Origin of the sequence: Erythrobacter sp. Dej080120_24 (assembly GCF_036322605.1) — a bacterium.
In the GTDB taxonomy this organism is placed as follows: Bacteria; Pseudomonadota; Alphaproteobacteria; order Sphingomonadales; family Sphingomonadaceae; genus Erythrobacter; species Erythrobacter aurantius.
The window spans coordinates 2335007-2349090 of the sequence record NZ_AP027262.1 but is presented as its reverse complement, the minus strand read 5'-3'; the positions used below and the strand labels follow the sequence as shown (position 1 = coordinate 2349090).

Below are 14084 nucleotides of genomic sequence, written 5' to 3'. Positions count from 1 at the left end.
AATGCAGGCCTTGACTGTCCAAATTCCAGTTAGCAAGTGCACCATCAACAAAAGTCTGCGAAGCATATCGCAACGCAAATACTGAGGTGAGAAGAGCGCATGAGCGAACGGGAATCAATGCCATGTGATGTCGTGATTGTGGGCGGCGGGCCGGCGGGCCTTTCGGCGGCAATCCGGCTCAAGCAGATTAACGAGGAACTTGAGGTTGTTGTCCTTGAAAAGGGTTCCGAGATCGGCGCGCATATTCTTTCGGGCGCGGTGGTCGATCCCAAGGCGCTGAGCGAGCTTTTCCCTGACTGGCGCGACATGGACTGCCCGATGGCGCAAACCCCGGTGACGGATAACTGGCACTGGGTTCTGTCCAAATCCGGCAAGACATCGCTGCCGCACGCCGTCATGCCGCCGCTGATGAGCAACCACGGCTGCTACACCGGATCGCTCGGCAATCTGACCCGCTGGCTGGGCGAACAGGCCGAGGCGCTGGGTGTGATGGTGTTCCCCGGCTTCCCTGCGAACGAGGTGATGTTTGACGAAGACGGCAATGTCCGCGGCGTCATCACGCAGGACATGGGCATTGCCGCTGACGGCTCGCAAAAGGGCGATCACCAGCCGGGCATGGAGATCGAGGCGAAATACACCCTCTTTGCCGAAGGTGCGCGCGGATCGCTGACCAAGCAGATGAAGGCGAAATTCGACCTTGAGGCGAATTGCCAGCCGCAGGTCTATGGCCTTGGCATCAAGGAATTGTGGGATATCGATCCCAAGAAGCACGTACCGGGCCGCGTGATCCACACGCAGGGCTGGCCGCTCACTGAAAGCGATAGCTGGGGCGGGGGCTTCCTCTACCATCAGGCGAACGGCCAGGTGGCATTGGGCTTCGTCACCGCGCTTGATTACAAGAACCCCTGGGTTTCGCCCTATCAGGAATTCCAGCGCTGGAAGCAGCACCCCGCGATCCGCGAATATCTCGAAGGCGGCACGCGCGTTGCCTACGGTGCGCGTGCGATCAACGAAGGCGGCTGGCAGTCTGTGCCCAAGCTGGCTTTCCCCGGCGGCGCGCTGATCGGCTGCGCGGCTGGCTTCGTCAACGTGCCCCGGATCAAGGGCAGCCACACCGCGATGAAGAGCGGGATGCTGGCCGCCGAAAGCATCGCCGCGGCGATTGCCGCCGGTCATGAAAAGACCGAGCTTTCGGATTACGACGCCGCCGTGCGTTCAAGCTGGATCGCTGACGAGCTGAAGCTGGTCCAGAATGCTCAGCCTGCCGTGGCAAAATACGGCGGCGATATCGGCACCTTGCTTGCAGGCGTGGACATGTGGATGCGCACGCTCAAGATCGGCCTGCCGATCAGCATGAAGCACAAGCCCGATTACACCTACACCGGCCGCGCGGATCTCTATCCCAAGATCGACTATCCCAAGCCCGACGGCGTGATCAGCTTCGACCGGCTGACCAATGTCGCCTACAGCTTCACCAACCATGCCGAAGACCAGCCGGTGCATTTGCAGGTCGCCGACCTCGAATTGCAGAAGGCGAGCGAATACGACGTGTTCGGCGGGCCTTCGAGCCGCTATTGCCCGGCGGGCGTGTACGAGTGGATCGAGGAAGAGGGCAAGGAGCCGCGCTTCCAGATCAACTCGCAAAACTGCGTCCACTGCAAGACCTGCGACATCAAGGACCCGAACCAGAACATCAACTGGGTAACGCCGGAAGGTGGCGGCGGGCCGAACTATCCGAATATGTAGACTGGGATTATGTCATTCGAGCCGGTTATTGAGGTACTTTCGGACACGCGAAAGCTAGTCGCCCTTCCTGAATCGGACTTTGTGTATTCGGGGTGGAGGGATCAAGCGGACGCTCTTCAAAAGATCGACAATGTCCTCACCCGATTGGAGGCGGGTGACCGAGATGCTTTGCGTGATGTAGAGCTTTTGTTTGCTCCCACCGGCCCACTGCAAGAACTCAGTTTGTCCAGTGGATGGGGTAATTTGTATTTGGTGCTTGCCGAGAAGTATGACGTGGCTCTTCAAGGGGTCTGAGATTGGCACCGACTGAAACAGCCTACGCCAAGATCAACCTCGCGCTGCACCTCCGGGCGCGGCGGGACGACGGGTATCACGAGCTTGAGACGCTGTTTGCCTTCGTCGATGCGGGTGATGTGCTGAGCGTGACACCGGCGGAGGCGGATAGCCTCGTCACGGTGGGCGAATTTGCGCAAGGGCTGGATGATCCTTTCGAAAATCTGGTGGCCAAGACGCTTGCCGTGCTGCCGCGCTCTCAGGGCCTTGCCGTGACGCTGGAGAAGAACCTCCCTGTCGCTGCTGGCCTCGGCGGCGGGTCGGCGGATGCGGGGGCGGTGTTCCGGATTGTCGAGGCGCTGCATGGCCTGCCTGACGACTGGCAGGCCCGTGCCGCGAAGCTGGGTGCTGATGTTCCCTCCTGCGTGCGCAGCGAAATGGCGGTCGGCACAGGCACCGGCACCGATCTTCACCCGATCGAAAATGACCTTGCCGGAATGCCCGTCCTGCTCGTCAACCCGCGCGTGCCGCTGTCCACCGGATCGGTGTTCAAGGCGTGGGACCGGATCGACAAGGGGCCACTGCCACAGGGCAAGGCCAGCGAAGTGACGCAGAACGGTCGCAACGATCTGGAAACCCCTGCCTTTGCGCTGTGTCCGGTGATCTGCGATGTTCTGGCCGAACTGGGCGCGGACAAGCCGTGGCTTGCGCGCATGTCGGGATCGGGCGCGACCTGCTTTGCCTTGTATGAAAGCGAGGCAGAGCGTGACCGGGCGGCACAGCGCATCCGTGATGTTCGGCCCGACTGGTGGCAATTGCCGGGGAAACTGCGGTGATCGACGGACGGCCATACGAACAGATCGGCGGGATCACTGCGAGCGGGATAGTCTGCGTCGCGGATCATGCCTCCAACTTCGTGCCGGACGATATTCCGCTGGGCGTGGCGCCAGAATTGATGGAGCAGCACGTCGCGATAGACATCGGGGTGCATGGCGTTGCCACACGCATGGCGCACAGACACGGTATTCCGGCGCATCTGGCGCAGGTCAGCCGGCTGGTGGTCGATCTCCACCGCGAAGAGGATCACCCCAATGTCGTGCCGACCAGCAGCGACGGATACATCATCCCCGGCAACATTGGGGCGAATCTCGAATCCCGGCTCGAACGCTTTCATCGCCCCTATCACAATGCTCTGGCGCAATGGCTGGAGGCGCAGAACCCAAAGCTGATCCTGTCGCTCCACAGCTTCACCCCGGCGATGGCATCCTGCGACAAGCCGCGCCCTTGGGATCTTTCGCTGCTCTACAATCAGGACGATCGCGCCGCGCGTCTCGCGATCCGGCTGTTTGGCGAATTGGGCCTGAATGTCGGCGATAACGAGCCGTATAGCGGGGCCGAACTCAACGCGACGATGAACCGCCATGCCGAAGCGCATGGGCGGCCTTATTGCTTTATCGAAGTGCGGCAGGACCGTATCGCCACCCGCGCGGACCAGTCGCGCTGGGCGGCAATGATCGCGGAAGTTGCCGGAAGGGTTGCGCTCGCGCTCGAGTAAAGGCAGTGCCGTTTCGCGAAATCCAAGCGACGGGAAACAAAATGTCTTTCGACAAGTCCAAATTGCCAAGCCGCCACGTCTCTGTCGGGCCGGAGCGCGCGCCGCACCGCTCCTATTATTACGCCATGGGGATGACCGAAGAAGAAATCGCCCGGCCATTCGTGGGTGTGGCGAGCGCCGGGAATGACAGCGCGCCCTGCAACACCACGCTGAACGCACAGGCCGATATCTGCCGCGAAGGCGTGATCGCGGGCGGGGGGACGCCGCGCCGCTTCAACACGATCACCGTGACTGACGGGATCGCGATGGGGCATCAGGGCATGAAAAGCTCGCTTGTCAGCCGTGAAGTCATCGCCGACAGCGTGGAGTTGTCTGTGCGGGGGCACTGTTATGACGCGCTGGTCGGCTTTGCCGGCTGCGACAAGAGCTTGCCCGGCATGATGATGGCGATGCTGCGGCTGAATGTGCCGAGCATCTTCGTCTATGGCGGGTCGATCCTGCCCGGTACGCACCACGGCAAGGACGTGACCGTTGTTGACGTGTTCGAGGCCGTGGGTCAGCACGCGGCGGGCAATTGTCCTTTGCAGGAGCTGATCAATCTCGAAAAGGTCGCCTGTCCGGGCCACGGCGCGTGCGGTGGCCAGTTCACCGCGAACACCATGGCCTGTGTGGGTGAGGCAATCGGATTATCGCTGCCAAACAGCAACATGGCGCCTGCTCCTTACACTTCGCGTGAAGAGATTGCGCGGGCGGCGGGCGCTCAGGTGATGGTGCTGCTCGAAAAGAACCTGCGCCCGCGTGACATCTGCACCCGTGCCGCCTTCGAAAATGCGGCGCGTGTCGTGGCGGCTACGGGCGGTTCGACCAACGCCGCCTTGCACCTGCCCGCAATGGCCAGCGAATGCGGCATCGATTTCGACCTGTTCGACGTGGCCGAGATTTTCAAATCAACGCCTTACATCGCCGACCTGAAGCCCGGCGGCAAATATGTCGCCAAGGACATGCACGAAGCGGGCGGCGTCTACATGGGGATGAAGACGCTGCTTGAGGGCGGCTTTCTTGATCCCAACCCGATCACGGTAACTGGCAAGACGCTGGGCGAAAATATCGAGGAGATCACCTGGAACCCCGATCAGAAGGTGTTCTACGATGTGAAGACGCCAATCACGCCGACCGGCGGCGTTGTGGGGCTGAAGGGATCGCTTGCCCCCGATGGCGCGATTGTGAAGGTTGCGGGGATGGCGCGCCTGCAATTCTCCGGCCCGGCGCGTGTTTTCGATTGCGAGGAAGACGCTTTTGCTGCCGTCGAAAGCCGCGACATTGCCGAAGGCTGCGTGATCGTGATCCGTTACGAAGGGCCCAAGGGCGGGCCGGGTATGCGCGAAATGCTCTCCACCACCGCCGCGCTCTATGGTCAGGGTATGGGCGAAAAGGTCGCGCTGATCACCGACGGGCGATTCTCCGGCGCGACGCGGGGCTTCTGCATCGGCCATGTCGGCCCGGAAGCGGCCGAATGCGGCCCGATCGCGTTGGTAGAAGATGGCGACATCATCACCATCGATGCTGAGGCGGGGACGATCGACCTTGAAGTCGATGCTTCGGTGCTGGATGAACGCCGCAAGCAATGGCAGCCGCGCACCAGTGATTACCAGTCGGGTGCCTTGTGGCGCTATTCGCAGAATGTCGGCTCGGCGCGCAGCGGGGCGATCACCCATCCCGGGGCAAAGGCGGAAACCCATGTCTTTGCGGACATCTAGCCTCGTTCTCCCGGCGTTTTTGCTCGCCGCTTGCGGATCGGAGACACCCGCGCCCCAAGGGCCGGAGGTGCGCTGCGCGATCGGGCCGGGAGCTGAACTTGCGGAGGTCTGCACGCTGGAACGGACAGATCCGGTCGAATTCATCATCCACCATCCGGATGGCGGCTTTCGCCGGTTTGTCTGGGCCGATACGGGCGAGTTGACGCTGGCGGACGGGGCGGAGCCCTTGAGCGTGACAGACAGTATCGATGATCCCGAAGTCATTGAAATGACGGTCGGTTCGGATCGTTACCGGCTCAGGCGGGCATTGGTGGCTGCAAGTTCGGATGAGTAACGCGCAGATCCTGACTGCCGCACAAATGCGCGATGCGGAACAGGCGCTGTTCGATGCAGGCACCAGCGTATTTGAACTGATGAAGATTGCAGCCGGAGGCGCTGCGGAATGGGTGCGCAGGGTCGCCGCCGGACGCAGCGTCACGGTGCTTTGCGGCCCCGGCAACAATGGCGGCGACGGATACGTGATCGCCCATCGCCTGCGCGAGGCGGGCAATGCGGTGACTGTAATCGCCCCGGTCGAGCCCAAGACCGATGCGGCAAGGCAGGCGCGCGCGCTCTGGAACGGGGAAGTTCTTACGTCCGGGGGCAAGGCTGCGGGCGGCGTGTTGGTAGACAGCCTTTTCGGTTCGGGTCTGACTCGTCCCCTGTCCGGCGAGCATGCCTTGCTGCTGCGCGATCTTGCCGCGCGCCACCACCTGACGATCGCGACCGATGTGCCATCCGGTGTTGCGAGCGATACGGGAGCCTTGCTCAACGAACGGTTGCCGTGTTTCGATCTGACACTGGCGCTGGGCGCATGGAAATTCGCGCACTGGATGACGCCGGGACGCTCGATCATGGGGTGCTTGCGGCTCGTCCCCATCGGCATTGCGCCGGTGAAAGGCACGGCCCGGTTGATAGAGAAGCCACGGCTTTCGGCGCCCGCAGTGGATTCGCACAAGTACTGGCGTGGCCTTGCCTGTATTGTCTCGGGCGAGATGCCCGGTGCGGCCATGCTGGCGGCGGAAGCGGCGATGCGGGGCGGGGCGGGCTACGTCAAATTGCTGCGTGAAGGGGATGATCGGGTGATCGATCCGGCGCTCGTCATCGAAGGACGGCAATTGGCGCAGGCTTTGTCCGATGATCGCATAACAGCGTTGCTGGTCGGGCCGGGGCTTGGCCGGTCTGACGAGGCGACGCAGCGACTGCGCATCGCTTTGGATTCGGGCCGACCTGCCGTCATCGATGCCGACGCGCTCATCGCGCTCCGCCCCGAAATGCTCGGCAATCGCAGCGATATCCTCGCCACGCCGCATGATGGCGAGTTGGAGGCGCTGTGCCGCAGTTTTGGTGTGATTGCGGAAAGCCGGATCGACCGGGCAAGGGCGCTTGCCAAGAGCAGCGGAATGGTGATCGCGGCCAAGGGGCCGACGACGATCATCGCCGCACCCGATGGGCAGTTGGCGATTGCGCCGCCTGCACCCAGCTGGCTTTCGGTCGCAGGTAGCGGAGATGTCCTTGCCGGAATTGCGGTCAGCCGGATGGCGAACGGGCGTTCGCCCTTCGAAGCGGCCTGCGAAGCGGTGTGGCTGCATGGAGAGGCTGCGCGGCAATGCGGGGCGGCTTTCACCCCGAATGAGCTGGCCCGTGCCGTACCGGCTGCGATTGAAGCCTGCCTGTGAGCCAAACGCGAGAGATCATGCGCCTCGCTGCAAGAGGCGACGGCGTTCTGGAGGATGGGACGCATGTGCCGGGGGCCGTGCCGGGTGACACCATAGGCGCGGACGGCGCGATTATCCCCGGCCCGCATCATCTATCGCCGCCCTGCAGCCATTTCGGACAATGCGGCGGCTGCCAGCTGCAGCATGCTGACGAGATGGTGCTGCGCGAATTCGTCACCAATCGCGTCGTCAACGCCGCCACGGGCCAGGGGCTTGCCGTTGAGCAATTGCTCGAAACCCACCTCAGTCCGGCACACACTCGGCGCCGCGCGACATTGCATTCCGAGCGGATCAAGGGCCGGGTGGTCATCGGGTTCAAGCAGGCGCAATCGCATCGGTTGATCGATCTGGCGCAATGTCCGGTGCTGTTGCCCGAACTGGTCGATATGGCCCGCCTGTTACGGGATTTCCTCAAGCAATTCGGGCCCAAGGGGGCCGTGGACATCAGCATCACGCGGGTCGATCAGGGGATCGATCTGGGGCTTGCGAATTTCCCGCTCGATGGACTTGGCCCGACAGAGGGCGCGCTGGATTTTGCGCGCAACAACGGTCTTGCGCGGCTCTCGATCGATCAAGGATTTGGTTCCGAGGCACTGTGGGAGCCGGAGCCGGTGACGGTGACCCTTTCAGGGATTCCGGTGGCGATGCCGCCCGCAGCCTTCCTGCAAGCCACAGCCGACGCAGAAGCCCGCATGATCGCCGATGCGCGCGAATGGCTCGAAGGGGCCAATCTGGTGGCTGACCTGTTTGCCGGGCTCGGAACCTTTGCCTTTGCACTATCCGAAGGGCGCAAGGTGCTGGCGGCGGAGGCGGAGCGTGCGGCGCATCTCGCCTGCAATGCCGCCGCACGTCAGCACGGTGCACAGGTGCATGCGCTGCACCGCGACCTGTTCCGAAATCCGCTGCAACCCGCTGAGCTTGACCGGTTCGATGCGGTATTGCTCGATCCTCCCCGCGCCGGGGCAAAATCCCAGATCGGAGAGATCGCTCGCAGCAAGGTTGGGCGGGTGGTCTATGTCAGCTGTAACCCGTCAAGTTGGGCAAGGGATGCAGCCGCGCTGGTGGAGGGCGGATACAGGCTTACGCGCCTAAGGCCCGTCGGTCAGTTCCGCTGGTCAACCCATGTCGAACTGGTCAGCCTGTTCGAGCGCGACTGATCAGGCGCGGATTACTTCGAGAATGCGGTCTTTCAGCCAGTCCTGATGGGACGGTTCGACATAGGCATGACCCGCGCCGAGACAGCGCTGGATGCGCGGGTCATCCTTGCCCCATGCGCTTTCGAACAGTTGCCCGGTCCTGTCATCGGTTGCGACGAGGTATGTGACCGAGCCGGAGAAATCCGCGATCCCGGCGCGCATTTCCTGCGACAATTGCGATGTTTGCGGAGCGGACTTGGCCGCGCCGAGCAAGCCTGCGGCCAGCTTCCGCAAATTGACCCCGCCACGCAACAAACGGGCGATTTCGGCAGGGTTTTTGAGCTTTTCGAGATAGCGTGAACGGATCGCCTCGGGCGTGTGCTGGGGCTCGTCCGTGTCGCCTGCGTCGTCATCAATGGTCCACGGGTTCGAAAGCACGAGGCCGTCAAACCCTTCGCCCCCCATCAGCATCAGCGCAGAGGCTGCGTCGCAATTGCCGAAACCGATCACCCGATCGACCTGCGGGGCAAGAGCGCGAAAGGCATCAAGCGCAGCACGAATGTCCTTTGCGCTGTGCCGGAAACCGCGGTTTTCGCCTTCGCTGTCCCCGATCCCACGGCGATCAAACCGGAACACCGGAAATCCGGCCTTGGCGATGCGTGCTGCCAGCAAGGATTGCCCGGAAAACGCGCCGGATCGCAGCTCATTGCCGCCTGAAACGATCAGCAGGCCGGTCGATCCCGGAGCCGTATCGAGCGAGCCGGCAAGTTTCAGGCTGCCGCAGCCGAAGTCGAAATGCAGCCGGCTCATCCGTCTGCTCCCACGCTTGATGCGAGGATCGCGGCGAGCTTTTCGGTCTGGGCTGCATCTTCACCCGGCTCCGCACGCAACCACAGGCCAGCGCCGCCTAGTTCCTGTTGCGAGATTACGGTAACGGTTCCCGAAACGGGAGGTTCGGCGGTTTCGATTTCGCGGAACATTTCCGCCCCGATCTCCCAACCCGCCAGCGTCAATCCGTCCTTGCGACCGGTCTGCTGCAATTCTTCCGAGCTTTCGGACCGTCCCGCTTCGCGCGCCGAGATGGTGCGCGCACGGATCATCGAGCGCAGCAGTTTCGCCCCGGAAACGGGAGCATAGGCCCATCCAGCGGCTCCTTCAGGCAGCAGGAGCGCACCCCCACGGATCGCCAGGACATGGGTCGCACCGAGACTTCGCATCGCGGAGGTTGCTGCGGCCTGCAATGCGGATAGGCTCAGGCCGGACAGCGGCACGAGGCTTTCGTTGCATCCGGGCATGTCGGGAAGGAAGGAGTCGATCTCCAGCCGATCAAGCGCCCGCATCAGTTCGATTGTGAAACGGCGCAGCTTGTTTGCCTCGTCGAACAAGGCGGGCAGGATCAGGACACGGATATTCCGGCCGCGATCGATCTGCACGAGCAGTTCCTCGCTCGTGGTGCCGTTTTGCAGCGGGGCTTGCCAGCTTTCGATCATGCGCCTTGCGCCACTGGCCGGGATCAGACCTCGGCCAGCTTGCTTTCCGCAAAGGCGAGCAGGCCGCCGTAGGTTTCCAGCATTTCGCCATCGACGTCATCGTCTTCGATGATGATGTCGAGCCGGTCTTCCATCTCCGTCAGCAGTCCCGCGACCGCCATTGAATCGAGTTCGGGCAGGTGGCCGAACAGGCCGCTGTCATCGGTCAGCTGATCGGCGAAATCGGCATCCACGCCCAGGACATCGGCGATGATCGATTTGAGTTCGGTATCAAGCGCGGCGCGGCTCATCGCGAGACCCGGCTTGCTTGCAGCCTGATCGGGGCCTTCACCCTCTTCACCGACAACTGGTTGAGTGCTCATCATGGCTCCTCTCACAGGGACTTTCTCGCGCATCCGGGCGTTTTACGAACGGTCAGCACGGCTTGACCGGCGCCCTTAACGACGCGGAGGGAAGGGCGCAAGGGCGGGGACTTCCGGTTCGCGCAGTCGAAGGGCGGTTTGGCGGGCAAGGTCGACCCACGCGCGCGGCTGCGCCAGGTCGAGGCAATCGATACGGTAGCGCGGGCGGATGCCGTTCATCCAGTCCGCCTTGTAGGATTGATCACCCGTGCCGAAATCGACCAGCGTGACCCGGTCGGTGTCGATCACATGCCGGAAAAGCGCGGCTGAAAGCGTCGTTCCCGCCGAAAGCGAACGGGCGCTTTCAAGATAGGCGAGCTTGTGAATGAAAGCGGTACTGTGTTCGACGGTCCAGCATTGTGCGGCCACTGGCTTGCCCTCGTGCCATGCCATGCCGAACCGCAAGCGTCCGGCATCCCCTTCTTGCCGGGCGAATTCGCGCAGCATTGCAGGCTGATCCTCTCGCGGTTTCCAACTCGCTTCGTAAATCGCCTCGTAATCGCTCCACAAGGCATCGTCGAAATGGCAGATGACCTGCGTTTCGACCTTCTTTGCCTTGCGTTTGAAGGTGGTGCGCAATGCGCCGGGGCGCTGGGACCAGTAGGTGTCGAAATCCATGCCACCGACATGGAGGACATGATTGATGTCGCACCGGCTCGCCTCCACGCGCCACCCGGCTTCGGCAAAGGCGGTGCACAACCTTGTGGCGGAGCCGTCTTCGTCGGGGACGGGCTCAAGCGTCACGCGATGCCCCCGCTGGCGCAATTGGCGCGCGATTTCGACCAGCAGCCGGTCGCCCTTTGCTCCGGGCGGGGCAAGCTGTCGCCAGGTGAAGCTGTACCAGTTGCGCAAGGGGGCGATGCGGCCTGCATCCTCTGTCAGGGCGAGCGCGGCAGCCCCATCGCCATCGCTGGCAAGCGCGATAAGCGGCACCAATCCGGTGTCGTTGAGCAGGGCATACCACTCGGCGCGATCGAACGGAGTTGGGGCCGCGCATGCGGAACTCTCGGCAAAGAGCTCTTGCAAGACGTTAACCCTGTCGTGATACCGCGCTTCGATCATTAGAAATTCATCATCCGAAAACGGTCAGCAAGCTAACCCATGCCCAACAGCCCCGATCCCACGCCCTTGCCGCTGGACCACCTTGTCGAAAGGGCGGTTGCCAATGGCCATGGCGACGCACCGGCGCTGGTGCTGCGAAATCTGGTGCTTAACCACGATGGGTTAAGACAGCGTGTCGATTGGCTTGCGGGGTGGCTTGCACGGGAAGTTGGGCGAAAGGGCCAGCGAGTGGCCTCTTGGGCGGCGAAGGGAGAGCTGACTTGCCTGCTGCCGCTGGCTGCGGCGCGGGCGGGATTGATCCATGTTCCGATCAACCCTTTGCTGAAGCATCATCAGGTCGCGCATATCCTCGGCGATAGCGGCGCGGTTATGCTGATTGGCACCGCCTCACGGCTCAAATCGCTTGAAGCGGGTGACGTGCCAGACACATGCAGAGTGATCGAAGAGGCTGAGGCGCTGGAATTCGCCTATGATGCCGCACTCGCACTCGGCCCGTCGATGGCCGATCCCGCTGATCTGTGCGCCATCCTCTACACCAGCGGATCGACGGGCAAACCCAAGGGCGTGATGCTGAGCCACGCAAATCTGTGGCTCGGTGCGGTCAGTGTGGCGCATTACCTCAGGCTTCAGGCGGATGACGTGACGCTCGCCGTTCTGCCGCTTTCGTTCGATTACGGTCAGAACCAGCTGCTTTCGACCTGGTATGCAGGCGGCAGTGTGGTGCCGCTCGACTATCTTTTCCCGCGAGACGTCGCGAAGGCCTGTGCCGCGCACGGGATAACCACGCTCGCAGCGGTTCCGCCCTTGTGGGTGCAATTGACCGAAATCGACTGGCCAGCGGAAGCCATCGCCAGCATGCGCCGCCTGACCAACAGCGGCGGGGCATTGACCACCGAACTGGTCGGCGATCTCCGGGCACAGTTTCCGCAGGCAAACCTGTACCCGATGTACGGGCTGACAGAAGCTTTCCGTTCGACCTATCTCGATCCCGAAATGGTGGACCGGCATCCGACTTCGATGGGGCAGGCGATCCCCTTTGCCGAGATCCTTGTCGTGCGTGCTGACGGCTCGCCCGCTGATCCTGAGGAGGATGGCGAGCTTGTCCATTGCGGCCCGCTGGTGGCCAAGGGATACTGGCAGGACGCAAAGCGCACGGCAGAGCGTTTCAAACCTGCCCCGGCGCATTCGCGCTATGGGGGTACCGCGGTCTGGTCGGGCGACACGGTGAAGCGGGCGGCCAATGGCCTCCTCTATTTCGTCGGCCGGACGGATGCGATGATCAAGAGCGCGGGCAATCGCATCAGCCCGCAGGAGATCGAGGATGCCGCCGTCGCTAGCGATTTGGTGGCAGAGGCGGTCGCACTTGGCATTCCAGACAGTCGTCTGGGGCATGCGATCCATCTGATCGTGCGCGGGACGCAGGATCAGAGCGAACGCGACACTCTGGCAAAAATCCTCCAGAAGGAACTGCCCAATTTCATGCAGCCGCATGTGATCGAATGGCGCGATGCCATGCCTTTGAATGCCAATGGCAAGATTGACCGTGCGGCTTTGTATCGGGAACGGATCGGGGAGAAGCACGCATGAAGATCAAGCCGGTTGGCCCGATCCCTGCGGGTTATGATGTTCTGAATGGCGAGCTCGCGATTGGCGGGCAAACGGCCAGCGAACTGGTGCGCGCGGCGGGCAAGACGCCGCTGTTCGTCTATTCCCGCGCTCATATTGATCGCAGGATTGCAGAATTGCGCGCCGCGTTGCCCGCCCGCGTCGGGATCAATTACGCGGTAAAAGCCAATCCGCATCCGGATGTGATCGCCCACTTTGCCGGTCTGGTCGATGGCTTCGACATCGCTTCGTCTGGGGAACTGGCAAAGCTTCAAGCAGCAGGGATCGATCCCGCGCGGGTCAGCTTCGCCGGGCCGGGCAAGCGCGATGACGAGCTGGAAGCGGCAATCGCCGCCGGAGTGACGCTGAACTGCGAATCCGCGGGGGAAGCGACAAGGGCACTTTCGATCGGACAGCAGCTTGGCACACCTCCCCGCATCGCGATCCGGGTCAATCCCGATTTCGAGATCAAGGGATCGGGCATGAAGATGGGCGGCGGCTCCAAACAATTCGGCGTCGATCAGGCACTCGTCCCCGAACTCGCGCGCAAAGTGATCGGCGAGGGCGCGGTGTGGCGCGGCTTGCACATTTTCACCGGCAGTCAGGCGTTGAGTGCGGATGCAATCATCGAGGCGCAGGGCAATGTGCTCAGCCTGGCGGCGCAATTGACGCAGGAAATCGGCGCCCCATTGCCGAAACTCAACATGGGTGGCGGTTTCGGAATTCCCTATTTCCCCGGCGACGAAGCGCTCGACCTCGGAATAGTGGGCGAAGCCTTGCACGGCCTGATTGATGCTGCATCGCCTGTGCTGGCGGACACCCAGTTGTGCATCGAGTTGGGCCGCTACCTGGTTGGAGAGGCAGGGGTTTATCTTTGCCGGGTAATTGATCGAAAGGTAAGCCATGGAGTTACCTTCCTCGTCACCGATGGCGGATTGCATCATCAATTGGCCGCTTCGGGCAATTTCGGCACGGTGGTTCGGCGCAATTATCCGGTTGCCATCGCCACCCGTTACGATGGCGAGGCCGACGAGGTGGTTAACGTCGTTGGCTGCCTTTGCACCCCGCTCGACAGGCTGGCGGATCAGGCGTGGATGCCGACCGCTGACGTGGGTGATATTGTCGCCGTGTTCTGCGCCGGAGCCTATGGCGCAACGGCCTCTCCAGCCGATTTTCTGGGGCACGGGGCTGCTGAGGAAGTGCTGGTTTAGAAGTCGCTAAACCGTTGTCCCATAACGGGATGGGGCCGCAATTCGCCCTCTATTACTAACGTTATGTTCACCATTTTCAGCGAGAAAGTCC

13 protein-coding genes are annotated in these 14084 nt (G+C 62.4%); 9 read left to right on the top strand and 4 right to left on the bottom strand.

The genetic code is table 11. The annotated features are described in order from the left end of the window. Positions 1-99 precede the first annotated feature (99 nt). From AABA34_RS11235 to AABA34_RS11205, 7 genes are all read left to right on the top strand, one after another. Complete coding sequence (locus AABA34_RS11235; protein WP_338302705.1) at positions 100-1746, top strand: electron transfer flavoprotein-ubiquinone oxidoreductase; 1647 nt, start codon at positions 100-102, stop codon at positions 1744-1746. 296 nt (positions 1747-2042) lie between these two features. Next, positions 2043-2855 (top strand): 4-(cytidine 5'-diphospho)-2-C-methyl-D-erythritol kinase, encoded by an 813-nt coding sequence (locus AABA34_RS11230; protein ID WP_338302704.1) that lies wholly within the window; start codon positions 2043-2045, stop codon positions 2853-2855. After that, a complete protein-coding gene (locus AABA34_RS11225; protein ID WP_338302703.1) occupies positions 2828-3574 on the top strand; it encodes an N-formylglutamate amidohydrolase in 747 nt (248 codons plus the stop codon). Before AABA34_RS11230 ends, AABA34_RS11225 begins: the two co-directional genes overlap by 28 nt. A gap of 41 nt (positions 3575-3615) precedes the next feature. Next, entirely contained in the window at positions 3616-5331 is a 1716-nt protein-coding gene (gene ilvD / locus AABA34_RS11220) for a dihydroxy-acid dehydratase (RefSeq protein WP_338302702.1), read from the top strand. After that, positions 5312-5665 carry a hypothetical protein gene (locus tag AABA34_RS11215; protein WP_338302701.1) on the top strand — a complete coding sequence of 118 codons (354 nt, stop codon included), beginning with the start codon at positions 5312-5314 and terminating at the stop codon, positions 5663-5665. The genes ilvD and AABA34_RS11215 overlap by 20 nt, the downstream gene beginning before the upstream one ends. Beyond that, entirely contained in the window at positions 5658-7049 is a 1392-nt protein-coding gene (locus AABA34_RS11210) for an NAD(P)H-hydrate dehydratase (protein ID WP_338302700.1), read from the top strand. Before AABA34_RS11215 ends, AABA34_RS11210 begins: the two co-directional genes overlap by 8 nt. Next, entirely contained in the window at positions 7046-8245 is a 1200-nt protein-coding gene (locus AABA34_RS11205; protein WP_338302699.1) for a class I SAM-dependent RNA methyltransferase, read from the top strand. Before AABA34_RS11210 ends, AABA34_RS11205 begins: the two co-directional genes overlap by 4 nt. On the opposite strand, the gene AABA34_RS11200 is transcribed toward AABA34_RS11205, so the two are convergent. The 4 genes from AABA34_RS11200 to AABA34_RS11185 form a co-directional block, all read right to left on the bottom strand. Beyond that, positions 8246-9034, bottom strand: a complete 789-nt coding sequence (locus AABA34_RS11200) for a hydrolase 1, exosortase A system-associated (RefSeq protein ID WP_338302698.1) — start codon at positions 9032-9034, stop codon at positions 8246-8248. Then, positions 9031-9714 (bottom strand): hypothetical protein, encoded by a 684-nt coding sequence (locus AABA34_RS11195; RefSeq protein WP_338302697.1) that lies wholly within the window; start codon positions 9712-9714, stop codon positions 9031-9033. Before AABA34_RS11195 ends, AABA34_RS11200 begins: the two co-directional genes overlap by 4 nt. Before the next feature lie 23 nt (positions 9715-9737). Beyond that, a complete protein-coding gene (locus AABA34_RS11190) occupies positions 9738-10004 on the bottom strand; it encodes a phosphopantetheine-binding protein (RefSeq protein WP_034954823.1) in 267 nt (88 codons plus the stop codon). 147 nt (positions 10005-10151) lie between these two features. Beyond that, positions 10152-11177, bottom strand: a complete 1026-nt coding sequence (locus tag AABA34_RS11185) for a GNAT family N-acetyltransferase (protein WP_338302696.1) — start codon at positions 11175-11177, stop codon at positions 10152-10154. Positions 11178-11216: 39 nt separating this feature from the next. On the opposite strand from AABA34_RS11185, the gene AABA34_RS11180 reads away from it, so the two are divergent. Both AABA34_RS11180 and AABA34_RS11175 read left to right on the top strand, forming a co-directional pair. Continuing rightward, on the top strand, positions 11217-12764 hold the full coding sequence (locus tag AABA34_RS11180; protein WP_338302695.1) for an acyl-CoA ligase (AMP-forming), exosortase A system-associated: 1548 nt from the start codon (positions 11217-11219) through the stop codon (positions 12762-12764). Next, on the top strand, positions 12761-13993 hold the full coding sequence (locus AABA34_RS11175; RefSeq protein ID WP_338302694.1) for a pyridoxal-dependent decarboxylase, exosortase A system-associated: 1233 nt from the start codon (positions 12761-12763) through the stop codon (positions 13991-13993). Before AABA34_RS11180 ends, AABA34_RS11175 begins: the two co-directional genes overlap by 4 nt. Positions 13994-14084 lie beyond the last annotated feature (91 nt).